Below are 23986 nucleotides of genomic sequence, written 5' to 3'. Positions count from 1 at the left end.
ATTTGGGGCTAAAGTATGGAATTCAGTGAAGGCATCGCAATTTTGTACGATCAAAAATAGTAAACTACTTTTCGCTATCAGTACTTCACTTTGAAGAACGCCTGATAGTCGATCGCTTTTTCACTGACCGCTAACACGAGTAATGGCATGACAGACCCAATGATTTTATCAGGCCCTGCTAATGACATCGACTCTCTCCGCCTCCAGTTAATCGCTGGGTCTTTTCAAGTCCAACAACAAATCATCCCACAGTTAGCTGACTTGGGTAATGAAGGATTAGACGTGTTGATGGAATTTTTATTGAAACGACGTGACAACCCAGCAACTTGGGTCGATGGCAAAGTCTACCAAGTCCTTTACAACTCTGACGCACCTCAAGCCAAAGAATTTCTGCTTTCCAGTTTTCCTGAGGGAATTGTACCTCTAAAATCAGGGTGCGGGATTAATTACAATCCTTTGCAACAGCTACTTGCTGTCCAAGACTTCCAAGCAGCCGATCGCATCACCATCCAAAAAATGTGTGAACTAGCAGGGCCAACGGCTGTACAAAGAAAATGGTTGTATTTTACTGACGTAGAAAGTTTCCCTGCTATTGACTTGCAAACCATTAATAACCTGTGGCTAGTTCACTCTGAGGGTAAGTTTGGCTTTTCAGTGCAGCGAGAAATCTGGTTAAGTTTAGGAAAAAACTGGGATAATTTCTGGCCTAAAATTAGCTGGAAAAAAGGTAATAACTGGACGCGGTATCCCAATGAGTTTACCTGGGATTTGAGTGCCCCAAAAGGTCACTTACCCCTATCCAATCAACTGCGAGGAGTGAGAGTGATTAGTTCTTTATTTTCTCACCCAGCTTGGTCGAAGAATTCAGAAACATGATTGTGAGACTACCGAAAGATAAATTATGACGAATGCCGCCAAGCGAGAATTTTACGTCATCATTGAACGAGATGAAGATGGCTACTATGTTGGAGAAGTTCCTCAGATCAAAGCCTGTTACAGCCAAGGAGAAACAATTGATGAGTTAATGGTGAATATTAAAGAAGTCATTGGACTTTGTCTAGAAGCAGAAAAGGATGAAATAATACCGGAATTTGTAGGTATTCAAAAGGTAGTGGTTTAATGCCAAAGCTACCAGGTTTAATAGGCACAAAAGTTATTAGCACCCTTGAAAAAAAGGATTTTAGGTGGTGCGGTAAAAAGGTAGTCACGTGCAAATGGAAAATGACAATGGACGCTTAGTAACTATTCCTATTTGTGTCGGTAAAACTATTGCTAGAGGGTTGCTACTAAGATACCACGCGATGCTGAACTTAAAAGAGAAGAGTTTATAGCATTGCTGGAATAAGAAAGTTAGGGAATCCCTATCAATCTCAAATCCACAATCTTAAGTCTCAAATTGGATAATGGCAAAAGTTCGTCTCGAAGATATTAAACGTCGGTTTAACAATGTCACCGCTATCGAGGACATTAGCTTTGAAATTCCTGATGGCGAGTTTTGGGTTTTAGTCGGGCCTTCGGGTTGTGGTAAATCTACAATTTTACGAACGATCGCCGGTTTAGAAACTGCCACATCTGGCAAACTATTTATTGGGGATCAGTTGGTGAACAATATCCCAGCAAGGCAAAGGGATGTAGCGATGGTGTTCCAAAACTACGCCCTCTATCCTCACATGACGGTAGCGCAAAATATTGCCTTTGGGTTGCAGATGCGGAAAGTTGACCAAAGGATTGTTCAAGAACGAGTAGTAAATGTAGCGCGATCGCTATCTTTGGAACACTTGCTAGATCGCAAACCCAAACAACTTTCTGGAGGACAGCAACAACGGGTAGCATTGGGAAGAGCGATCGCTCGGGAACCACAAGTGTTTTTACTCGATGAACCTTTGTCTAATTTGGATGCCCAATTGCGAGATGATACAAGAGCAGAATTAAAACAGCTACATCAAGAATTAGAAATTACAACTGTCTACGTCACTCACGATCAAGTTGAAGCGATGACTTTGGCTGATAAGATTGTGGTGCTAAATCGGGGCAGAATTCAACAAATCGGCGACCCGCAAAGTATTTATGCTCGTCCCGCTAATCAAATGGTGGCGACTTTTTTAGGCAGTCCACCGATGAATATTTTGCCTGCAATTTATAAGAATGATGGTTTTGATGTTAGCGGCCAGTTATTACCAGTTCCTACAGATGCGAGAGAAAAATTGAATTTGCGTCAGGGACAAAGTTTTGATTTGGGAATTAGACCAGAGCATATAACAATCAGCACTGACTCAGAACTCAGAACTCAGAACTCAGCACTCCTAGTAGTTGAAGTGAAGGTGGTAGAACCTTTGGGAAGAGAAACCTTGATTCGTGCTGGATTGCCTAGTTCTACAGCGTTATTGAATATACAAGTGGGTGGGGATGTGCGTCCGCGTCCAGGCGATCGCCTGTCTTTACAACTCGATTTAAATCAGTTGTTTGTGTTCGACCCTAAAACTGGCGATCGGATCTCGCCTGAAAATTAACGATTTTTTGGCTGCAATTCAAAAATCTTAATTCTGACTCCTGACTCCTGAATTCTGTTTTAAGATTTTTCACTCAAAATTTCCAGTTTTGCAATTAGAGATTCTTCGCGGCTTTTACCACAAGGTTCGGCACTTTCACAATCATTCACCGAGTGGATTTCATAAAAGGCACGTACTTTTTTGTTTAAAAAAGTTGCTTGTTCTGCACAAATCTCAAACAATGCGCCGACATTATGTTCGATTCCTTTTTCATCTACTAGAGTGACATAGCACATAATGTCACCATTTACCATCTCTTTGATTGTGCCAATTTCTGGTTGTTTGGTTACAGGTTTTTGAGATGTGTCAGTTGGAAGTTGAGTTGTGATAGAAGTTTCTTTTGTAGGTTCAATCTTAGCTGATGGGGTTGGATTAATTTGAGTTTCCTTTGAGGTATTTGTTTGTGAGTTTTCACAACTGACAATGCCAAGAGAGAAAATAATTAAAGCAGTTATCGAAATTAACTTTTTCATAAATGTATTTTTTTATAAAAATTTAGGACGTTACTGAAATAATTTAACCCTTTTTTACGAAATAGCGATCGCTCCTTTTCTTTTGGCCAGTGACTCAATGACTAACTGCATCAAAACCTTTTAGTGTTAGATGCTATACTTCTGCCATTAAGTAATGTTAAGAATTTCAGATTATTCCTACACCAGAACGAAAAATACAGTGCTATGTATTGTGTTGTTGCAATAGTGATGAACTAATAGCTAACTAGATAATAATTAGCTATTAGTATCTTTTACGCAGTGCGAAAACGCGCTAGTTCTTCACCAGTTTTCGCATCATGGGCGTGAACTGTACACACCAAACAAGAGTCAAACGATCGCGCCACATGACCAACTTCTACAGGGTCGGTAGGATCGTCGATGGGTGTCCCGACTAAAGCTTCTTCAATGGGGCCGCGAATGCCTTCACCGTCACGGGGACCGATATTCCAAGTACCAGGAGCAATTACTTGGTAATTCTTAATTTTACCGCCCTCTATCTCTACCCAGTGACACAGAGAACCCCGCGCTGCTTCGGTTGCACCCCAACCTTTGCCATCTTTTTCTGTAGGTTTGATATACCAGGGGTCGTTTAATTTGAACTCACGCAAACAGTGTTCGGCTTGGCGATATAACTTGACAATTTCGTGCAGTCGTGCAAGTTGACGCACGTGAATGTTGGGGCCGCGCATCTGCTTGAATACATCCAGGATGAATCCGTCATAGTGTTGCCAAGACTCTCCATGTTTACCACCCGATACCAACTGACGTGCTAAAGGGCCGGCTTCTAAACGTCCGAAGTCTTTGTGAAGGACTGCACTCGCCCAAGAATAGGCATTGTCAAAGTCTTTGGTGTTATTTGGAGTGGGTTTAGTTGTGCGATCGCTAGGATGAATATCAGCTGTGCCTTCTTCATACCAAGAGTGAGTCGTATTCTCGCGGGTGAAACTCTGATCCATCAAGGTGTGAGTATCAGTGAAGCTGTCGTACACTCCACTTTTCATGATTGTGGCGGCATTGCGTCCGTCGATGGTGGGGTTTTGATATTTATCCTCATGGGCTAAATATCCCCAAGTGACATATTTACCAACACCAGCGCCATACCTATCTAGACCGATATCTAAACCCATCCGCCAGTAAAAACCCAAGTCTGACTCACGATGATTTCGGTCTTCATCTAGCCAGTCCATGAAGTCATCATATGTCTGGATTTCTTCGTAGCGTTCTAAAGAACAACCCAACCAGACTGGTTCTAACCAATTGGTGCGGAAATATTCTAGAATCGCCCAGGCGCGGGTAATGTCTGTTAAGGTGGGGGCGCACATGACACCACCAGGAACCATGTAGCTAGAATGCGGCCATTGACCGCCTAGCAGGGCATAAATTTCTACAGGTTTAGCAGAAATTGTTATGCCCAATTCGTAAGACTTGCCAGTAAAGGCGGCAAAGCGTCTAACAGCTTCTTCATAAAAGCGACTCCTGCGGTAATTTTTATTTGTTAAGTCAATAGCAAACAAACCATAAAAGTACCGAGGTATACTTTGGATTGTTTCGACAATTTGACCTAAATTTCTCGCCAAAATCGCATTGCGAGGAACTTCTGTACCCCAAGCGGTATCTAATGCCCACGATGCACAAGTCAGGTGAGAACCGCCGCAAATACCACAAATACGAGGTGTGACAATTAATCCCGCTTGGGGGTCTTTGCCGCGCAGAATAACTTCAAATCCGCGAAACAGTTCGGCATGTGTCCAAGCGTTGACTACTCGTCCATCTTCAATTTCGACACGGACATCTAAATCACCCTCAACTCTACCAACGGGCGATATATCTAATGTTTGAATTCCCATTCTCCTCTCCTTTAATTGGTAATGGGAGTGAGTATTGAAAATCAGAGATTGGGTATTGGGATAATTCCCAGTCCCCAGTTCCCAGTCCCCAATTCCTAAACTGTAAAAAAGTCTTCTTCTGCCCAAGCTGGGGCTGCGTCTTTGGCAACCATTGTGAGTAAAGCGTAGTCTTTCTTTTTCACTCCTGGCGGTAATTCTTTGGGAACGCCCATTACTGTCTGAGTTTTAAATACAGTTCCGGGTTTGAGGTCAAAGAAGGGAAATTCTGGTTCTGTGCAACCCAAACAAGGCATTCCGGCGCGGGTTTTGGAGGAAACGCGGTTCCACAAAATACGGTTGCAGGAGGAATGAGTCATGGGGCCGCGACAACCCAAGTCGTAGAAGAGGCAACCTTTACGCTGACCAAATTCGGCAGTTGAGGCTTTGTAGGCAAAGTGGACGTTGCGGGTACAACCTGTTTGCGTGTAGGTGTTGAAGAAGGTTTGGGGACGATGCAGTTCGTCGAGGGCGATGTCGGCGATGCGTCCGGTGGCGATCGCAACTAATATCTGGGTAATCCAATCGGGATGGGCGGGACACCCAGGTATGTTAATTACAGGTAATCCTGCTTGGGAAATAAAATCTTTTCCCAAAAAACCGCCTTCTTGACGCTTGAGAAATTGCAAGCCTTCCGATTCGCTGGGGTTGGGTGACATGGCGGGAATTCCTCCCCATGTGGCACAGTCACCTACAGCGACGATAAATTTAGCAGCTTTGGAAAGGTCAGTTAACCAGTCTTTCATAGGGCGATCGGCAAACCGATTCCATTCGCCTGTACCGTTGGGGGCGTTAACCACGCTACCTTCAAATACCAAGATATCTAGAGGAATTGTGCCAGAAATGCAATCCCACAGCAGTGTTTGCAAATTGTTGCCTAATTCCAATCCCAAGGAGGGATGCCACAGTACCTTGATGCCAAAGTCAGCAATCAAATCGCAGACTGTCGGTTCTTCGGCGTTGAGAAATGACATGGTGTTGCCAGAACAAGCACCACCTTGCAGCCAGAGTACGTTAGTCATCAGCTATGCTTTTTTCTATCGTTTACCATGCACGATGTAGGTGATAAAGCTTGTAGAGTCTCACCTATTTATCAATATTTATTTTTCAACAATAAGATATTTTTTTATTTAATTCTATTTTATTAAAAAAGAATTAAGCATTAACAAAAACTGAAATTACATCAAGAATAATTTCAAGGTTAATGTCTGTTATATGCGTTACACATTTAATAAAAAAATTGCCTTTTACCTTTAGTTTCTGACCTTGGACAACCTCAAACTTATTTAAAAAAATGCTGAATGCCAAGTAAAAATACTAGTCACTAGTATCTTGTTCCTGCCTTTTGGTGTACGCAGTTCATGACGGCTACTTAATTTTTTGCTGTTAAAACTCTGGAATTATTAATAACAATTTTGGAATTTATACTTTGATATAGATAAAGGTGAAAGGCGATCGCCCTCGGATAGGGGTCTGCGATCGCAGTCGGAAAAATTTGAGCATTGGCCTACCCTATTTTTTTAGGATTTCGGTTGTGCAGCTTGCCTAACAAGCTGTTCGTCCAAACCTAACGCTTGAGCTATCTGCTCAATACTTAACCCCAACGCTAACAACTGGGGTATCGTTTCTAACTTACCTTCTTGTTTACCTTCTTGCCTACCTTCTTGTTTGCCTTCTTGTTTACCTTCTTCAAAAACATCTTGGTAAAATCTAGTTTGCCTTAACTCATTTAATCCAAACATTTTTTCTATCTCCTCCTGACTCAATCGCGGCAATTTGTAGATTAATATCGTCTCTATTAATTGTATAATTTCCCTCTGAGTAGCGAGATCTGCAATTTGCTGTTGGGCAGTGTTTACTATCTCTATAGCTTTTGTTATGGCAGTTGATTCGGGTTCGATGATTAGTTTAACTGTCTCTATGCCGATTGATGATGCCTCAATCAAGCTTAATTCGTCAAGATAGACGCGAGTTACTCGTTGTGAGTTGAGTATTTCTGTATATCTTTCGGTATCTCCAGTATCAACACTGCGGTTGGGGAAGATGACAACACCACGCCAAGTGTTGGTTAATTCGGTTTTGTCGAGATAGTTAAAAATTTCGGTAAACAAACGTGAGTAGAATTTTTTGTCTGGTTGAAATTGGACTTCGGCAAAATAGATGGGTAATTCTTTTGCATTTGGGAGGAAGACACCATCGATTCTAAACGTTAGTTGTTTAACTTCTACTGAGGAAAATTGGTAAGCACTAGCTAATTGCGGTGGTTGGTTAATTAGTTCAAAGAAAGTGCTGGGGATACTTTGGAAGATGCGATAAAAGATACTGTCTGTTTTCAAAAGAGTTAGTTTTACAGTTGATGAATATATTTTACACTTCGGCGATGGCGTGACTTTTGGAGTCTCACCCTGAAAAAAATATTTGGATTGTGTTAATTGATGATACAAAACATATTTGAAAAATATCAGGTGTTTAAAGCTGACATTAATATTGGCAATTCCCCCCTAGAATTTTAGAAACAGGGTGTTTTATAGTAGAAAAATTGATTCATAAAAACGGGACTGGGTATTGGGAAAACTTTTCCCCGATCTTTAATTCCCAGTCTCTAGTCTCTTCATAAAGGGAAATTTCGCCAAAGAGATTCAAAGCCTGCGTAAATCGGTATGGCCCCTGATTAGACGCGATCGCGTGTCTCTATTTTTAGTGGGCGTTAACATCATTCCCAATTGGCTAGAGTACGGCAGTTATGACCCCTAGCATTACAGATTCAGCGGTGAAGGCAGCGATCGCAGCTATGGCATCAGAATCAGCAACAGTAGAGGAAAAAATCCAGATGCTGATCGAGATGGCACAAGGCTTTCAAAAAAAGCCCAAAAAGGCCCAAGACTTGCGAAATGCAGTTTCTCTGTATTACCGGGCGCATGAAATGTCTAGTGAGGAGTATCCCTTACTGAAAGCCCGTGCCCAAGTAGGGATGGCAGGGACGTTACGGACAATTCCGGATGCAGGAACTGAATTACTGTTGCAAGCGAAAGTAGGTTATGAAGAGGCGCTGCCAATTCTACAACAATTAGCCTTGCCCGAAGAAGTGGCGGAGGCACAGATGAATTTTGGGCTGGTGTTACAGTCACTTGTGCCATTTAATTTGGCGCGTATAGCTGATAGCATCCAAGCTTATCATGAGGCATTGCGCGTGTTTACCTGGGAAAATTACCCGCAGGAGTACGCGATTTTATATAACAATATTGCGATCGCTTACCTTTCTATGCCCATGGCATCGGAACGAGAATACTTGCGTCAAGGGTTAGCAGTACAGTCATTTGAAGTCGCACTGAAGCATATTAATCTGATTGACCATCCTAGGGAATATGCGATGTTGCAAAACAACTTGGGTAACGCTTTGCAATATTTAGTGAGTTCCCATCCCGTGGAGAATAATTTGCGGGCGATCGCAGCTTATGATGAAGCGTTAAAAGTACGTAATTTCAAAGACGCACCCTTGGAGTACGCTAACACAATTTCTAACAAAGCTAACGCCTTATTTAACTTACCAGATAATCCAGAAAAACCAGAAGCTGGTAACTTACAAAATCTCTTACAAGCACGCAACTACTATCAACAAGCTTGGCAAATATTTACCCAACATCAACAAATAGAACAAGCAGAAGTAGTAGCGCAAGCTTTGCAAGATGTAGAAGTAGAAATGAATAATTAATAGCGATAAATTTAATTTCTAACTTCTAACACCTAACTTGAATAAGAAGGATAATAGAACATGAGAGATATTTTGAGCGCTCCTAATGTAAGTGATTTTCTCCAAAATATGCTGGCTGGAGACTTAAACATAGTTACAGGATTATTGTGGTTAGTCCTAGCAACAGTTGTATCTATGATTGGTGGTGCTATTGGTGGCATGATATTAGCCGGAAAAGATATAGGTTATTCTTTCTCAGCAATGCTTGGTGCATTATTTGCGCCTGCTGGTGCAATTCCAGCCATATTATTAGGGCTGGTTATACTGACATTATGGACGAACTTTTAGGAGGTAAGATGTTAGAAATAGGGTGGTTTTCTGCTAAGTTATTTTTTCAAGGCAAGCTACTGCGCGATCCCATATATTTTATTCGGCAAACCACAATTGGTATTAGTATTGGTTTGCTATTACTAGTGCTACTAGCTCAAGCGGAAATTCCCTTTTGTTTACCAATAACATTATCTAGCTTAATTACAGGCATAGTTATGCCATTTCTGCTCAAGGGTTTCAAAATGAAGTGAGTTTATTTTTGACTGCTAACTAATGACTAACCTCAAAGAATTCATTCAAGAAATTAACCGTTTTGAGGCAATTATATCCGAGTGGGATGAAAGCCAAAGGTCTGTAGCAGTAGGGCTAAAAAGGGCTATTGAAGCTTTACATAAAGAAGCTTTGATACGGTTAATTAAAAGCCTCAAGCAAGAATCAATGTCACCTTTGCGTCTTGCTGTTGCTGATGAGGTGGTTTACGCAGTCTTGCTTTATCACGAACTAGTCAAACCAACGATTTTAGAACGCATTCAGACAGCCCTTGAAGAAGTTCGCCCAGGCTTAAAAAGCCATAGCGGCGATATAGAACTGGTAGCTTTTAAACCACCAGATGCAGTAGAAGTGAAATTAATAGGAAGTTGTAGCAGTTGTCCTGCCTCGACTTTGACTTTATCTCAGGGTGTAGAACAGGCTATCAAAAACCATTGCCCGGAAATTACCAAAGTAATTGCTGTTAATGACACTTCAGTTGCTAGCAATGCCAATTCTAGTTTAATCAGTCCATTTTCTCCCCAGGTAACTTCTACTTGGGTAAAGGTAACAAATGTCGATAAAATTCCAGAGTTTGGTGTATTTGCAGTAAAAGTTGTTGGTCATTCACTGATTTTATATCGTCAAGGTATAAATATCACTTGTTATTGCAATGCTTGCACTCACCTAGCATCTCCTCTAGATACGGGTAAAGTAGAAAATGGTATTATCACCTGTCCATCCCATGGATTTCAGTACAACTTAGAAACTGGTGAGTGCTTAACTACTACTGATGTTCCTTTGCAGTCATATCCAGTACAGATTAAAGGCGATAAAGTTTTTGTGCAAATCCAAAAATGATAAAAGCCTAATCTAAAATTGCCACCATTGATACATGTTGATGTCCGCCGATGATTTTAAATAATGATCAGCGTTCATTTAGTGTTTATGTATATTCTCTTGTGATTGTTCCCACACCACAATTTCCATCAGAAGCAACAGCAAATACTCCAAAATTACCTCTATCACCTCAAGGTGCAGACGTGATTTTAGGTAAAATTTTGGAACCAGAGATATTAGCAATACCTATAGCGCCAAGTCCTACAACAATGTTTGGCCCTCGTGGTGCTTGTTTGTTACCAAATGGACAATTATGGGTATCAGATACGGGACATCATCGGTTATTAGGATGGCGAAATTTACCCACTAGAGATAGTCAACCTGCTGATTGGATAATTGGACAACCAGACTTTCACCACGAGGGACAAAATGCTAAATGTAAACTGGGAAGAACAACTCTCAGCGTACCAACTGGAATTTGTGCTTGTGGAGAAGGTTTAGCGGTAGCCGATGCTTGGAATCATCGAGTTTTAATTTGGAAAACATTACCGGAAGATAGTAATGTGCCAGCAGACTTGGTATTAGGGCAAGCTAATTTTACTGAGAACGAACCAAACCGAGGAAGTCGGGTAGATGCCAATACAATGCATTGGCCCTATGGTGTTTTTTATCATCAAGGAAGGCTATTTGTTGCTGATACAGGAAATCGACGGGTATTAATTTGGCATGAATTACCAATAGAAAATGGTCAGCCTGCGGATTTAGTTTTGGGACAACCAGATATGATATCTCGCAATGAAAATGGTGGCGGTTCTCCAACTGCGGCGAGTATGCGCTGGTGTCACGATATAGCGTTTTGGGGAGAAAATTTAGTTATCACTGATGCAGGTAATCATCGTGTGATGATTTGGCAGGGAATGCCAATAGAAAATAATGCCACTTGTGCGTTGGTGTTAGGACAAAAAAGCTTTGAGACTGTGGAAATGAATCAAGGAGATTATTTCCCTAATGCTAGTAGTTTGAGTATGCCTTATGGTGTGGGTGTTGCTAATGATTGGTTGGTAGTTGCAGATACTGCTAACTCTCGGTTGTTAGGATGGAGAAAGCCAGAATCAATAATATCATTACAGGGTGCTTTGGCAGATGCGATCGCGGGACAAAACTATTTTCAAAGCAAGGGCGAAAATCGCAATTTTGGATTGCCAAAGCGAGATAGTTTCAATTGGTGTTATGGGATAAACATTTCTGACAATATTGCGGTAATAGCTGATTCTGGAAATAATCGAATTTTGCTGTGGCGATTCAATTAAAAATTAAGAATTTAACCACAGAGGCACAAAGACACAGAGGAAATTAGAGTAGTAGTCTAGGTGCTTATGAAAATTGAGGAAATTAGAGTACGCGGTACTGTTCAGGGGGTAGGATTTCGCCCTACTGTCTATCGTCTTGCAAAAGCTTACAGGTTGCGGGGAGATGTTTGTAATGATGGGCAAGGTGTTTTAATTCGAGTATCTGGTAGTGAGGAAGATTTAACAAAATTTGTCACTAAATTACAGCAAGAATGTCCACCATTAGCAAAAATTCAAGAACTGTCACGAACTAGTTATGAAGGAGAATTTAACTTTGATGATTTTGTGATTTCTAGTAGTGTCAGTAATGTCATCAAAACAGAAATTGTCCCTGACGCAGCTACTTGTCCGCAATGTCTACAAGAAATTTTTGACCCCTTTAGCCGTTTTTACCGTTATCCCTTTACCAACTGTACTCATTGCGGCCCACGTCTGAGTATTATTCGTGCTATTCCCTACGACAGACATAATACCAGTATGTCTGCGTTTACCATGTGTCCAGAATGTGCGAAGGAATACCACGATGTTGAAAACCACCGCTTTCATGCCCAACCTGTAGCTTGCCATGTTTGCGGCCCCAAAGCTTGGTTAGAACGTGCAGATGGTAAACCTGTCACTGCGTCTATGTTCTCCATGATGGATGATGTCGATGCCGTTTGTACTCTGTTACAAAAAGGTCAAATCGTCGCAATTAAGGGGTTAGGTGGAATTCATCTAGCTTGCGATGCGACACAAGAAATAGCTGTACAAAAACTGCGTCAGCGTAAAAAGCGCTATCATAAACCCTTTGCTTTAATGGCGCGTGATATATCAATAATTGAAGAATATTGCACTGTCAACGCCAAGGAAAAAGAATTATTAACAAGTTCTGCCGCACCTATTGTACTGCTGCCAGTATTGGGAAGAAAACAACTAGCATCATTAGTAGCACCTGGGCAAAATACACTTGGTTTCATGCTACCTTATACGCCCTTACATTATTTAATTCTCAAGCGGATGAATCGTCCAATTGTTTTAACAAGTGGCAATATTGCTGATGAACCGCAATGTATTAACAATGATGAAGCACGAGAAAAACTAGGCAAAATAGCTGATTATTTTCTCTTTCATAATCGAGAGATTGTTAACCGAGTCGATGATTCTGTTGTGCGAGTTGTCGGCGATACAGTACAAATAATTCGCCGTGCTAGAGGATACGCACCCGCGACTATTAATTTACCACTAGGATTTCATAATGTTCCGCAAATTTTAGCAATGGGCAGCGAGTTAAAAAATACTTTTTGCTTGTTGCGAGAAAAAGAAGCAATTGTATCTCAACATTTAGGAGATTTAGAAAATGTTGCGGCTTATAATGCTTATCAAAATACATTAAATTTATACTTAAACTTATTTGATCGTAAACCAGAAGCGATCGCAATTGACAAACACCCAGAATATCTTTCAAGTAAACTCGGTAAACAACTAGCTTCTGCCAATCAAATTAAACTGTATTCTATCCAGCATCATCATGCCCATATTGCTGCTTGCATGGCAGAAAATAGTATACCTTTAAATTCGCTACCTGTTTTAGGTATCGCTTTAGATGGCTTAGGTTACGGCGAAGATAGTAAACTCTGGGGTGGAGAATTTCTTTTAGCAGATTACCGCCAATTTCAGCGACTAGCAACTTTTAAACCAGTGGCAATGATTGGTGGCGAACAGGCAATTTATCAGCCTTGGCGTAACACCTATGCCCACTTATTAGCTGCTAAACTTTGGGATACTTGTCAACAACAATATACTGAGTTAGAATTTTTCAAATTTTTAAAACAAAAACCGCTAAAACTTCTCAATCAAATTATCGAAAAACGAATTAACTCACCCTCAGTTTCATCAGTAGGACGTTTATTCGATGCAGTAGCAGCAGCTATTGGTATTTGTCTAGAAGAATGTAGCTATGAAGGACAAGCCGCCATAGAAATGGAATCTTTAGTCGATATTAATAACTTAAATAATTATAAAGAAACGAATAATTATCATTTTGAGGTGGGCTTTTTAGATAACATTTACTGTATAGAGCCAGACCTAATGTGGCAAGGCTTATTAGACGACTTACAGCAGCAGATTCCCCAAAAAACTATAGCTGCAAAATTTCACAAAAATTTAGTAAATACCATTGTTGAAATGGTTAAACTCCTTCGTCAGGAAAATCTAATCGATCGGGTTGTACTTACAGGGGGAGTATTCCAAAATTGCATTTTATTAGAGCAGGTTACTAAACACTTACAATCATTGGAAATTAATGTACTTACACATAGCTTAGTTCCTGCCAACGATGGCGGTTTATCTTTAGGTCAAGCCATGATTACAGCCGCTCAATTAATTAATACTTATTAATAAATATTTTCTTCATGTATCTGTGATTCGCTTCTCTTCAACAAGGATAAAGAAAAATGTGCTTAGGAATTCCCGGTGAGATTATTGAAATAACTAACACTAATCATAAATTAGCCATAGTTAATATTGGCGGTGTCAAACGCGAAGTAAATATTGCCTGCATCGTTGACGAACAACATCCCCCCGAAGCCTGTATTGGAGATTGGGTACTAGTTCACGTTGGCTTTGCTATGAATCGAATTAACGAACAAGAAGCCGCAGAAACATTACAACTATTGCAAGAACTAGCAGCAATTACTAATTAAAACTCTTCTTTTCTTCTTCCTTGGCGACCTTGGCGGTTCGTTTAAAAAACAATTAACTAATACACAAAATCTATTATTCTCCACATCCCATGAAATACGTAGATGAATTCCGAGAACCCGAAAAAGCTGAAGCTTTACGCTGCCAAATTATAAAACTAAGCCATCAGCTAGAAAAACCGATCAAAATCATGGAAGTGTGCGGCGGACACACTCATTCTATATTTAAATACGGTATCGAAGAAATTCTGCCTGAAGCCATCGAACTAATTCACGGGCCTGGTTGTCCAGTATGCGTCATGCCAAAAGGGAGATTAGATGATGCGATCGCTATCTCCCAAAATCATAACGTTATCCTAGCCACATTTGGCGATACCATGCGCGTTCCCGGTTCCAAAACCAGCTTACTACAAGCCAAAGCACAAGGCGCAGATATCCGCATGGTGTACTCTCCCCTAGATAGCCTGCAAATTGCCAAAGACAACCCCAACAAAGAAATAGTCTTCTTCGCCCTAGGCTTTGAAACCACAGCCCCCAGTACCGCCTTTACCATTCTGCAAGCAGCAGCCGAAAAAATTCATAACTTTAGTATGTTTTGCAATCACGTCCTCGTGATTCCTGCACTCCAAGCCCTACTAAATAATCCCGATTTGCAACTCGATGGATTTGTTGGGCCTGGTCATGTCAGCATGGTAATTGGTACTAACCCTTATGAATTTATTTCCCAACGGTATCATAAACCAATTGTTATCTCCGGCTTTGAACCTTTAGATATTCTCCAATCAGTTTGGATGCTGTTACAGCAGTTAGTAGAAAATCGTTGTCAAGTCGAAAATCAATATAACCGACTAGTACAAAAAGCCGGTAATCAAGTGGCAATCAATGCCATGAACAAAGTTTTTATTGTGCGAGAAAATTTTGATTGGCGCGGCTTAGGTGATATACCTTTTTCAGGCTTAAAAATTCATCCTGAGTATGCAAAATTTGACGCTGAACTAAAATTTACCATTCCTAATCGTAAAGTTGCCGACCATAAAGCTTGTCAATGTGGAGAAATACTCAAAGGAGTTTTAAAACCTTGGCAATGTAAAGTATTTGGTACAGCTTGTACGCCAGAAACACCCATTGGTACTTGTATGGTATCTTCTGAAGGTGCTTGTGCAGCTTATTACAAATACGGAAGATTCTCAAATTTTGCTAACAAAAAACTTGATGAACAACAAATAGTAACTCTAACTCCATAACCTAAGATTAAAGTGAGTTATCTTATGATTTGAGTACAATTATATGCCATTCGTTACTGTCAAAATTGCCCGCGGACACTCCATCGAAAAAAAACGGCAGTTAGTGGAAGCCCTTACCAATGCCCTGGTTTCAGCTTTAGATACTAAACCAGAATGGATAACTATTCACATTGATGAATTTGAACGCGAAAATTGGGCAGTGGGTGGTCTATTACATTCCGATAGGCATCGTGGTAGGCATGACGAAACAGGCAGGTAAATATAGTTAAAAAATTGTAAGGGTGTTAATTGAGGAAATACTAACATACCCTACAATCTTACATTCATGCATTTTATTTAACTATTTGAACAATGGACTTTTCTATAAATAACTCAGCTTCAAATACTCTATTTAAAAAAATAGAACAAGTCCGCCGTCGTCAGAGAAAAGTACAAGATACGCATATCACCCTCGCACATGGCAGCGGTGGTAAAGCTATGCGCGATTTAATTGACGATATCTTTGTCAGTAATTTTGATAACCCCATTCTTTCCCAATTAGAAGACCAAGCTAGTTTTTATTTATCTAATCTTCTCCAACAAGGAGATAGACTGGCATTTACCACTGATTCTTATGTTGTAGACCCTTTATTTTTTCCTGGCAGTGACATTGGAGAATTAGCTGTCAATGGTACTGTTAATGATTTAGCTGTCAGTGGTGCTAAACCCTTATATCTCACTTGTAGCGTCATTTTAGAAGAAGGACTAGCTGTAGAAACCTTACGGCGTGTCGCCAAAAGCATGAAAGCAGCTGCTAACAAAGCTGGCGTACAAATCGTTACTGGTGATACAAAAGTTGTGCATCGTGGTACTGCCGATAAACTATTTATTAACACGGCTGGTATTGGCATTATCCCCACAAAAATCAGCATTTCCGCCTACAATATTCAACCTGGAGATGTAGTTATAGTTAATGGTGAATTAGGCAATCATGGGGCGGCAATTTTAGTTGCCCGTGGAGAGTTAGCATTAGAAACTGATATTCAAAGTGACTGTCAGCCGTTGCATGATTTAATAGAAACTATCCTCAAAGCTTGTCCCAAAGTACATGCGATGCGGGATGCTACACGCGGCGGTTTAGCCACAGTTTTAAATGAATTTGCCCTTAGTTCTAACGTAGGAATTCGTCTTCACGAACACTCTATACCAGTGCGTGAAGAAGTCAAAGGAGTTTGCGAAATTTTAGGTTTAGATCCTTTATATTTAGCTAATGAAGGTAAGTTGGTAGTGGTGGTGGAAAAAGAGAATGCTGACACTGTTTTATTAGCAATGAAATCTCACCCTACAGGTAAAGATGCTTGTATTATTGGCGAAGTTATTTCCTCGCCTCCAGGAATTGTCTTATTAAAAACAGTTTTTGGGTCTGAACGTATTGTAGATATGCTAGTAGGCGAACAATTGCCTCGAATTTGTTAAGTTCTAATATTTTTTATGCATGAATTAGGAATTACCCAAAATATTGTGGCAATCGTGACCGAAAATGCTAAAGGTAAAAAAGTACGACGAGTTGTATTAGAAATTGGTAAACTCTCAGCTATTATGCCTGATGCCATACAATTTTGTTTTGATATTTGTACTCAAGGCACAGTTTTAGCAGGAGCAACTTTAGAAATTAGAGAAATTCCTGGTTTAGCACGATGTCAACAATGTGGTGCGGAAATTGTTGTAGACAAACCATTTGGTGTTTGTAAATGCGGCAGCGTGCAATTAAATTTAATAACTGGTGAAGAACTGAAAATTAAAGAAATAGAAATAGAGGAAATATGTGTGTAACTTGCGGTTGTTATGATGATAGCGAACCTACAATTACCAATCTAGAAGTTGATGAAGTTGAACACCATCATCACACTCACACTTTACCAGATGGTAGTATCATCACACATTCTCATAGTCGCGATCGCCAGCACGAAGTCTCACAACTTCATGCCAAAATTCATAACACAACTATATCTTTAGAACAAAATATTTTAGCAAAAAACAATTTAATTGCTGCCCAAAATCGGGGTTGGTTCAAAGGTCGAAACATTCTTGCTTTAAATTTAATGAGTTCTCCTGGTGCAGGGAAAACAACTCTTTTAACTCAAACTATTAATGATTTAAAACATCAGCTTACCCTGAGTGTCATTGAAGGCGACCAAGAAACAACGAACGATGCTCAGAAAATAAGGGAAACAGGTTGTAAAGTTATCCAAATTAATACTGGAACTGGCTGTCATCTCGATGCATCAATGATAGATAGGGGTTTACAACAACTGAATCCACCCCTAAACTCAGTGGTGATGATTGAGAATGTGGGAAATTTAGTCTGTCCAGCTTTATTTGATTTGGGAGAACAAGCAAAAGTCGTGATTCTCTCCGTGACAGAGGGAGAAGATAAGCCAATCAAATATCCTCATATGTTTAGTGCTAGTGAGATTATGATTCTCACTAAAATCGATTTATTGCCTTATGTGGAGTTTGATGTGCAAAAATGCATAGAGTACGCACAGCAAATTAATCCACAGATTAAAATTTTTCAAGTATCTGCAAAGACAGGTGCTGGATTAGATAGTTGGTACAAATGGCTATCTGAAAAAGTGACAGACTTACCACCTAGTTAAATAGTTATTATCAAATGTCACGCAGAGGAGGACATTTCTGTGCAGGGGTTTCCTTTGTTGAAGAAAGTGTCCGTCGCGCAGAGACATAGAGAGTTTTAGAAATGAGGCGGACTTTATATCAAACGACTTCCTATTTAGTTGTTACTAGCACTAGCCGAAACTTCTTCTGAGTCTTGTTCAATTTCCGATTTTGCCTTAGATGAATTTGCTGAAGATTCAACCGACGGAGGCGCAGCAACAATAATATCAGCACCATTGATAATAACTCCCAACAACCCTAATTCCGATTCAACTAATTGATCGATCGCTTCACCTAACATATTTTCTTGGGTATAGTTCGGTCGCGCTACTAACACAATGCCGTCGCTGTAGGGTTGAATCAATAAAGGATCGTTAGATAAACTTAGAGGATGAGTATCTAATAGAACTAAATCATAACGTTCGCGAACATCCTCCATGAGTCGTCGCATTTCGCTGGATTCCAAAATAGCAGCGGATTGACGCACGGGGCCAGGACTGGGAATGATGTATAAATTTTCTACATCAGGAACTAAATGAATACACTCACTCAACCTGGCGTAATAGCGCAGGGGTTCGATGGTAGCCTCAGGGTCAGGAGTAACTTTTAGAGAAGAAGAACAAGAAGGCGATCGCAAATCTGTTTCAATAATTAAGGTTCTTTTGCCAGCACGCGCAGCAGCCACACCCAAGTTATAAGCACTCGTTGTCTTACCTTCTTGGCTGCCAGTGCTACTAATCAATAACACCTTCAAATTATTACCACCCATTCGGCGCAAATTACTGCGGAACTTCTCATAAAACTCTAAATAGAGAGAATCTGGAGAAAATACCACTGGCACTGTTTCTTCATCTAAATCATCGACTGGCATTAAAGGTATTTCTCCCAACAGAACAACTTCCCGCTGCTTGAGGCTGTCGCGGATATCTTCCTTGGTTTTGAATGTACCTTCTAGCGACCCCAACAAAAATACCACACCACCACCAACTATCAATCCTAAGAAACCACCAACCCCCAAAGTGACAGGGACACTCTTGGGTTTTTTGGCATCAAGGATGACAGTAGGAACTCTAGCAACACTGAGGCTACTAACGGTTTCTGCTTCTGCTGTCTGAGCATCGGTAAGCTTTGCCTGCATTTGGTCATAGACAGCTTTTTTCAGTCCAACTTCCTGTTCCAAACGCGATCGCTCTAGTTGCTTATTTGGTATCTGAGAATACTCGAATCGCAATCTTCCTTCATCGCGAATTTGCTCGGCTAATTGTTGTTGCAGCGTCTCTCGTTGGGTTTGCAAAGCCACCATCTGGTTAGCTAACGACTGCCGCGCTGGATCTAAGCTACTTTGGGCGCGAATACCAGTAACGTTGTTAGCCAGAGGTGCTGCGGTACCACCACCCCCTACCACCTCAGCAGCCCGTTGTTGCAATAATTCCTCGGTAGCTTGTTTTTGACGTTGTAACTGAATCATCGTCGGGTGTTCGGGTCGCAAATCTTTACGCAGTAAAGCAATTTGCGCTTCAGTTTGGTAGATTTGCCCGCGCAATTCCGCCAAAATTGGATCGGCGCTTAAAGCAGAAGAAACATAAGCTTGGTTGACATTTAAACCCAACTTCTCTTGCAAACTGCGAATTTGGGCATCAATTCCAGAAATCGTAAATTGAATTTGCCGTTGCTGATTTTGGCTTGCAGTCACAGCACCCAGCAAACTACCATTTTCGGCTGCCAATATAGCTGGTCGCTGGATGCGATCGTACTGTTCTAGCTTTTTCTCAGCCGCTTGCAGTTCTGACTTCACCTGCGGCAAACGCTCATTAATTTTTTGAATAATTGCTTTTAATCGCCCTGTATTAATCTCACTACTCAGCTGAATCATGGCTTGCATTAATTCCTGCAATACCTGTTGGGCACGCTTAGGGTCAGTATCTTTATATTTCAAATCGATGATTGTGGATGCTGCTTCCCCGGGCTTGGCTCTTTCCGGTAGTTTTAGAGCAACATTTGTACCAATGGTTTTTGGTTTGACATTGACCTTTGTTGATACAGCTTCGACGATCTGGTCTGATAGCAAAACTTGCTCGCTTAATTCTTGCCCTTGTTGCTGAATTTCACTACCTGTTGCTGAGAAAGAAACTGGTGGACGATTGTAGGTAAGTGCGCCATCAGCTATGTAGCTAGCTGGTGGTTCTGGCTGTATAGCCACCACCGTTGACCCTGCTACAACTAAAGCAAAGCTGGCTAATCCAATCCATTTATACTTTTCAAAAGCAATAAGATAGCGCTTAACAATTGGTGGGGTCATGGCAGAGGCACATATAAACGATAGTCAGTTGTCAGTTGTCAGTTGTTAGTTGTTAGTATTTATTCTTCTTGTCCCCCTTCGGATTCGCAGTCGCCTGTGGAGGGAAACCCTCCCGCAGCGCTGTCTCACCGCGTCTACCTTTCTCCGCCAAAGAATTCAAAGAAGCGGATAAAGCTTTGGACATCGAAGAAAGGTCGAGTAATAGTACTGAAGAGATTAGTAATTCTGGTAATCAGGTTCCGACCAACAACAATAACATCATTATCTTGGAGTGCTACATTTTGAGTTGCATCACCTGAAAGAGCTTTTTTGGCATCTAGTTTCTGAGTCACGGCTCGACCTCGTTCCGGATCGAAGCGAACCAAGGCAATATCGCGGAGGTTAGCAGAATCTAAATTGATTCCTCCTAAAGCATCTACGAAAGTACTACCATTGGGCAGCGCTTGAACAATAATTCCGCCCGCAGCGTAGTTTAAAACTCGGACTCTAATCTGTGGTACAGCCAAGGATGAACGCGCTACTAGATTGCGGTCATAACTGTCATCAGTACCAACTTCACGACGTGGTACAACTATTGCATCGCCGTCTTGCAGGCGTAAATTAGGCTGTGAACCGCCATTTTGCAATGCTGTATACAGATCGAGATTTTGTGAAATCACAGAACCATCCATCAACTTCCGCCGCACTTGCACTTGCCGCAAATCTGCGGTCATCGTAGAGCCACCAGCTGAGAGCAAAGCATCAGCGACGCGGGGTGTTGCCGAGGAAACAGGATAAATTCCTGGTCTAAATACTTCTCCAGTAATTGTCACTTGAACTGGTCGTGGCGATACAAGTGACACTGCGAACATCGGCTCGACCATGACGCTACTTAAACTTAAGCGAATTTTTTCTTGTGCTTCTTCCAAACTCAAACCTTTCAAGGACACCGTTCCTACTTGCGGCACGACAATATTGCCTTCTGGGTCAATTTGAGCTTGAAAACTCAAATCAGGACGCTGCCCTGTGAGAGATAAAACTATTATGGGATCGATTACATAACGATTAAGCAACAAGCGAATTTTTTCTTGTGCTGCTTGCAAAGTTAAACCTTGCAGCGACACTGTGCCAAGTAGTGGCGCAGTAATGTTGCCTTCTGGATTAACTTGAGCTTGAAAACTTAAGTCTGGAAACCGTTGAACCGTAACGGTGATGATGTCTCCCGATCCTAAACGGTAAGCACCAGTAGAGCGTTGAAATACAACACCAATGACATCTCCTGGCCCTAAGAGATAGCGGTTGAGTTGGGGAGATTCTTCATTGACATCTGGAGATACAACGTTGGTAATTGCTGGGGGTGAAGGTATTTGCCCTGGAGATTGCTCTGGGAAAACACTTGGCGGGAATGAAGAGGGTTGTGGCGCTCCTGAAGATGGTAGAGGCTGAGCAATAACAGTTTGGGCAGTAGCTGTCAAGAAAACACCTACCTGAAAACTGAGAAAACACAGGGCGCTGAATACACGCATATGAAAACTGGAAAATATAAACATCAATGCAGTAAAGCTGAATTCAGAATTTAACCCGCCGAATCGTTATTTTACTTTGGAAGTATCTTTAATGTCTCTTTTTGTTGTGCCGCTTTTAACTTTGCACTTGAGGATGAAGCTAACTTCCAACTCACACAGCATATTTGCGATCGCCTTTGTATTTTCGTGATATTCTCTGTATTTCAATGCACTCTTGAAGTGCTTGCTAAAGGGCCTGCCATCAATGTAGCTTGCACTGTTTCACCAAGAGACTGAGCTAAAGGCCAAGCAGTTTCCACCTGGCCTAAAGGCTCCATGGGAATGAGAATACTCACGGCTACCCAAGGAGTACGATGCTTATGCCATTGTGCCACTTGATCTGCCAAGAACCAGCGTATAGGTGATGTATGTCCGCCGTCTGGTAGCGCATACCATTGCAAGGCAGCAAAGGTTTCCTGTCTTGTAGAAACGCGAAAAAACCTAGCTTCTACTTTAGTTTCAACACTTGGCCCCGATGATGGGTATTTAACAGTTAATCCAGCAGAACGATATTGAGCTATGTCCCATTTTCCCCAGCGAGACTTTCCCCAACCGTTAACCTCAGTCCACTCCACCTCAGGTTGATCCATCGGCCCGTTTTGTGGTAACAAAAGCAGTATTGCTTGGTTTTGCGAATCTGCTTTCTTAAGTATTTGTAACGACCATTTGTGTTCGCCAATTGGTTGTTCTGCTTGTTCAATAGTTTGCCAACCAGGAAGAGTTAATCCAGTTTTACGTATCTGTTTCAATTCCTTAAGGCTGGTCACAGGTGGCGGTTGTTTCCATTGCCAACGCCCTGTCAGATATCCAGGAACCCCTCCTATTATCAACAGTAGTAGCAATAACAAAAGCACTGCCACATAAGTCCATTGCTTTTCCTTGAGAAACTTAGATAAGGAAATCATTAGTAAAAATTGCAATATTTACGCAAAATTTTACTTGAAAGAATAACACCCTGAGTTCAGTAATATTGACAATCTATCCTTATACTACATGTTTTGGTAGAGGCATGAAGGAGCAGGGAGAGCAGAGGGAGATGAGGAAGACTAATAATAAATGACAACTGACAACTAAGGGGACTCCAAAAAATAAATTATCCAATTCCTGTATGCAACACTACTATTGAAATTCTTCTCCCCCAGCCTCCTCAGTTTCAAAAGCGATCGGATATTTTTTATTTGGAAGTCCCTTACTCCTTACTCCTCACTCCTGACTCTTGTTGAGTTTCTTCTGAAACTACTGAGAAATGACTATTAATTCGATTTAGCAGAGGTACTAATAACAGCAGCATACAAGCAGAGTAGAGATCGCCACCCCATCCCTCATGCAGCCATTTAAAAGCGGTTTCTTGACCTGTGCCGTGAAAGAAAGTCAGTAAAGTGTTACGAACAATATTTGCACTAACGCTAATGACGACGGCAATAGATAAAAACCAAGCAGTGGTACGGCGTGAAGATAAAGCACTAGTCCAATAAAGTAACATTAAGCTGACGTAGAGAGTTGTAAACAACATTTTTAGCCCTGCACAATAGGGCGCAACTTCTACAATCCGTCCGCCAACGTATATGTTCATCTCATCGACAGTTACTTCCATGCCAAACTGATTTAGGATGAAGCCTGCCGTACCTGCGATGAAGTTTTGTAGAGGCAAGGTATAGGGAGCAATCAGGTAAGGTACTGCTGTTGGGGTTGCTAGAAATACTAGCAGCAGCGGAAATCCTTGTAATCGGAAGCCCGGTAAGCCCTTAAACCATAAGCATAATCCTGCCAGTATGGTGGGGAAAGAAACGTTAACCCACTCTGGGACACCGCTAAGATAAAAAATTCCCCCTACAAAGAGTAAAATACCGCCCAAAGGATGGGTGTTATCTGGTAGACGTTGCCACTTTTTCCGGTTAAGCCAGATTAAATAAGCGGCAAACGGTAAGCCGATAATACCGTGACTAAAATATTCGTGTTCTATACTGATACTTTTGTGCAGCCAACCATCCAGCCAGTGGAGCAAGATAGGAGCATAGAGCAGCACCAAAACGCCTAAAATGGCTATGCTCAATAATTGTGCCGCATTTCTGTTTCTAAGCTGTTGCTGAAGTGCCATAATTTCCAGGGTTAGTCAAAAGTCAGAAGTCAGGAGTCAGAAGTCAGTAGGAAAAACCTTTATTCTGTCTCTTTGCTCCT

23 protein-coding genes are annotated in these 23986 nt (G+C 41.3%); 15 read left to right on the top strand and 8 right to left on the bottom strand.

The features are described from left to right. Nucleotides 1-147 precede the first annotated feature (147 nt). The 3 genes from RMY31_RS02785 to RMY31_RS02775 all read left to right on the top strand — a co-directional run bounded on the left by RMY31_RS02785 (nt 148) and on the right by RMY31_RS02775 (nt 2510). Nucleotides 148-876, top strand: coding sequence for a GUN4 domain-containing protein (locus RMY31_RS02785; RefSeq protein ID WP_322661502.1), 729 nt, complete (start codon nt 148-150; stop codon nt 874-876). 25 nt (nt 877-901) lie between these two features. After that, nucleotides 902-1120: a type II toxin-antitoxin system HicB family antitoxin gene (locus tag RMY31_RS02780; protein ID WP_322661504.1), complete on the top strand. Its 219-nt coding sequence runs from the start codon at nt 902-904 to the stop codon at nt 1118-1120. Between the two features lie 283 nt (nt 1121-1403). Beyond that, entirely contained in the window at nt 1404-2510 is a 1107-nt protein-coding gene (locus RMY31_RS02775; protein WP_322661506.1) for an ABC transporter ATP-binding protein, read from the top strand. Nucleotides 2511-2569: 59 nt separating this feature from the next. On the opposite strand, the gene RMY31_RS02770 is transcribed toward RMY31_RS02775, so the two are convergent. From RMY31_RS02770 to RMY31_RS02755, 4 genes are all read right to left on the bottom strand, one after another. After that, nucleotides 2570-3022, bottom strand: coding sequence for a hypothetical protein (locus RMY31_RS02770; protein ID WP_322661508.1), 453 nt, complete (start codon nt 3020-3022; stop codon nt 2570-2572). A gap of 272 nt (nt 3023-3294) precedes the next feature. Further along, nucleotides 3295-4890, bottom strand: a complete 1596-nt coding sequence (locus RMY31_RS02765; RefSeq protein ID WP_322661510.1) for a nickel-dependent hydrogenase large subunit — start codon at nt 4888-4890, stop codon at nt 3295-3297. A 95-nt stretch (nt 4891-4985) separates the two neighbouring features. After that, entirely contained in the window at nt 4986-5948 is a 963-nt protein-coding gene (locus tag RMY31_RS02760) for a hydrogenase small subunit (protein ID WP_322661512.1), read from the bottom strand. 498 nt (nt 5949-6446) lie between these two features. Beyond that, nucleotides 6447-7262, bottom strand: a complete 816-nt coding sequence (locus tag RMY31_RS02755; protein WP_322661514.1) for an Rpn family recombination-promoting nuclease/putative transposase — start codon at nt 7260-7262, stop codon at nt 6447-6449. A 407-nt stretch (nt 7263-7669) separates the two neighbouring features. Here RMY31_RS02755 and RMY31_RS02750 point away from each other — a divergent pair, with 407 nt between their 5' ends. The 12 genes from RMY31_RS02750 (at nt 7670) to hypB (ending at nt 17946) form a co-directional block, all read left to right on the top strand. Beyond that, nucleotides 7670-8638, top strand: a complete 969-nt coding sequence (locus tag RMY31_RS02750; RefSeq protein WP_322661516.1) for a hypothetical protein — start codon at nt 7670-7672, stop codon at nt 8636-8638. 60 nt (nt 8639-8698) lie between these two features. Beyond that, nucleotides 8699-8965: a hypothetical protein gene (locus RMY31_RS02745; RefSeq protein ID WP_322661518.1), complete on the top strand. Its 267-nt coding sequence runs from the start codon at nt 8699-8701 to the stop codon at nt 8963-8965. 8 nt (nt 8966-8973) lie between these two features. Next, complete coding sequence (locus RMY31_RS02740) at nt 8974-9198, top strand: hypothetical protein (protein WP_322661521.1); 225 nt, start codon at nt 8974-8976, stop codon at nt 9196-9198. Between the two features lie 22 nt (nt 9199-9220). Further along, on the top strand, nt 9221-10057 hold the full coding sequence (locus tag RMY31_RS02735; protein WP_322661523.1) for a NifU family protein: 837 nt from the start codon (nt 9221-9223) through the stop codon (nt 10055-10057). A gap of 50 nt (nt 10058-10107) precedes the next feature. Then, on the top strand, nt 10108-11346 hold the full coding sequence (locus RMY31_RS02730; RefSeq protein ID WP_322661525.1) for a hypothetical protein: 1239 nt from the start codon (nt 10108-10110) through the stop codon (nt 11344-11346). Between the two features lie 66 nt (nt 11347-11412). After that, entirely contained in the window at nt 11413-13761 is a 2349-nt protein-coding gene (hypF, locus tag RMY31_RS02725; RefSeq protein ID WP_322661527.1) for a carbamoyltransferase HypF, read from the top strand. Between the two features lie 56 nt (nt 13762-13817). Continuing rightward, nucleotides 13818-14066, top strand: a complete 249-nt coding sequence (locus RMY31_RS02720; RefSeq protein ID WP_322661529.1) for a HypC/HybG/HupF family hydrogenase formation chaperone — start codon at nt 13818-13820, stop codon at nt 14064-14066. 89 nt (nt 14067-14155) lie between these two features. Next, nucleotides 14156-15307 carry a hydrogenase formation protein HypD gene (hypD, locus tag RMY31_RS02715; RefSeq protein WP_322661531.1) on the top strand — a complete coding sequence of 384 codons (1152 nt, stop codon included), beginning with the start codon at nt 14156-14158 and terminating at the stop codon, nt 15305-15307. Between the two features lie 43 nt (nt 15308-15350). Further along, entirely contained in the window at nt 15351-15566 is a 216-nt protein-coding gene (locus RMY31_RS02710) for a 4-oxalocrotonate tautomerase family protein (RefSeq protein WP_322661533.1), read from the top strand. 92 nt (nt 15567-15658) lie between these two features. Then, complete coding sequence (hypE, locus tag RMY31_RS02705; RefSeq protein WP_322661534.1) at nt 15659-16762, top strand: hydrogenase expression/formation protein HypE; 1104 nt, start codon at nt 15659-15661, stop codon at nt 16760-16762. Between the two features lie 15 nt (nt 16763-16777). Further along, nucleotides 16778-17119: a hydrogenase maturation nickel metallochaperone HypA gene (hypA, locus tag RMY31_RS02700; protein ID WP_322661536.1), complete on the top strand. Its 342-nt coding sequence runs from the start codon at nt 16778-16780 to the stop codon at nt 17117-17119. Beyond that, nucleotides 17110-17946 carry a hydrogenase nickel incorporation protein HypB gene (hypB, locus tag RMY31_RS02695; protein ID WP_322661538.1) on the top strand — a complete coding sequence of 279 codons (837 nt, stop codon included), beginning with the start codon at nt 17110-17112 and terminating at the stop codon, nt 17944-17946. The genes hypA and hypB overlap by 10 nt, the downstream gene beginning before the upstream one ends. Before the next feature lie 134 nt (nt 17947-18080). Here hypB and RMY31_RS02690 read toward each other — a convergent pair whose 3' ends face one another. The 4 genes from RMY31_RS02690 to crtB all read right to left on the bottom strand — a co-directional run bounded on the left by RMY31_RS02690 (nt 18081) and on the right by crtB (nt 23906). Beyond that, complete coding sequence (locus RMY31_RS02690; RefSeq protein ID WP_322661540.1) at nt 18081-20264, bottom strand: polysaccharide biosynthesis tyrosine autokinase; 2184 nt, start codon at nt 20262-20264, stop codon at nt 18081-18083. Between the two features lie 134 nt (nt 20265-20398). Next, nucleotides 20399-21793 carry a polysaccharide biosynthesis/export family protein gene (locus RMY31_RS02685; RefSeq protein WP_322661542.1) on the bottom strand — a complete coding sequence of 465 codons (1395 nt, stop codon included), beginning with the start codon at nt 21791-21793 and terminating at the stop codon, nt 20399-20401. Nucleotides 21794-21972: 179 nt separating this feature from the next. After that, entirely contained in the window at nt 21973-22713 is a 741-nt protein-coding gene (locus RMY31_RS02680; RefSeq protein ID WP_322661545.1) for a cyanoexosortase B system-associated protein, read from the bottom strand. 284 nt (nt 22714-22997) lie between these two features. Continuing rightward, nucleotides 22998-23906, bottom strand: coding sequence for a cyanoexosortase B (crtB, locus tag RMY31_RS02675; RefSeq protein WP_322661546.1), 909 nt, complete (start codon nt 23904-23906; stop codon nt 22998-23000). Nucleotides 23907-23986: the final 80 nt, after the last annotated feature.

Origin of the sequence: Dendronalium sp. ChiSLP03b (assembly GCF_034531165.2) — a bacterium.
In the GTDB taxonomy this organism is placed as follows: Bacteria; Cyanobacteriota; Cyanobacteriia; order Cyanobacteriales; family Nostocaceae; genus Dendronalium; species Dendronalium minutum.
Note: the sequence above shows the minus strand (reverse complement) of the source record. Positions and strands in the feature narration are given on the sequence as shown.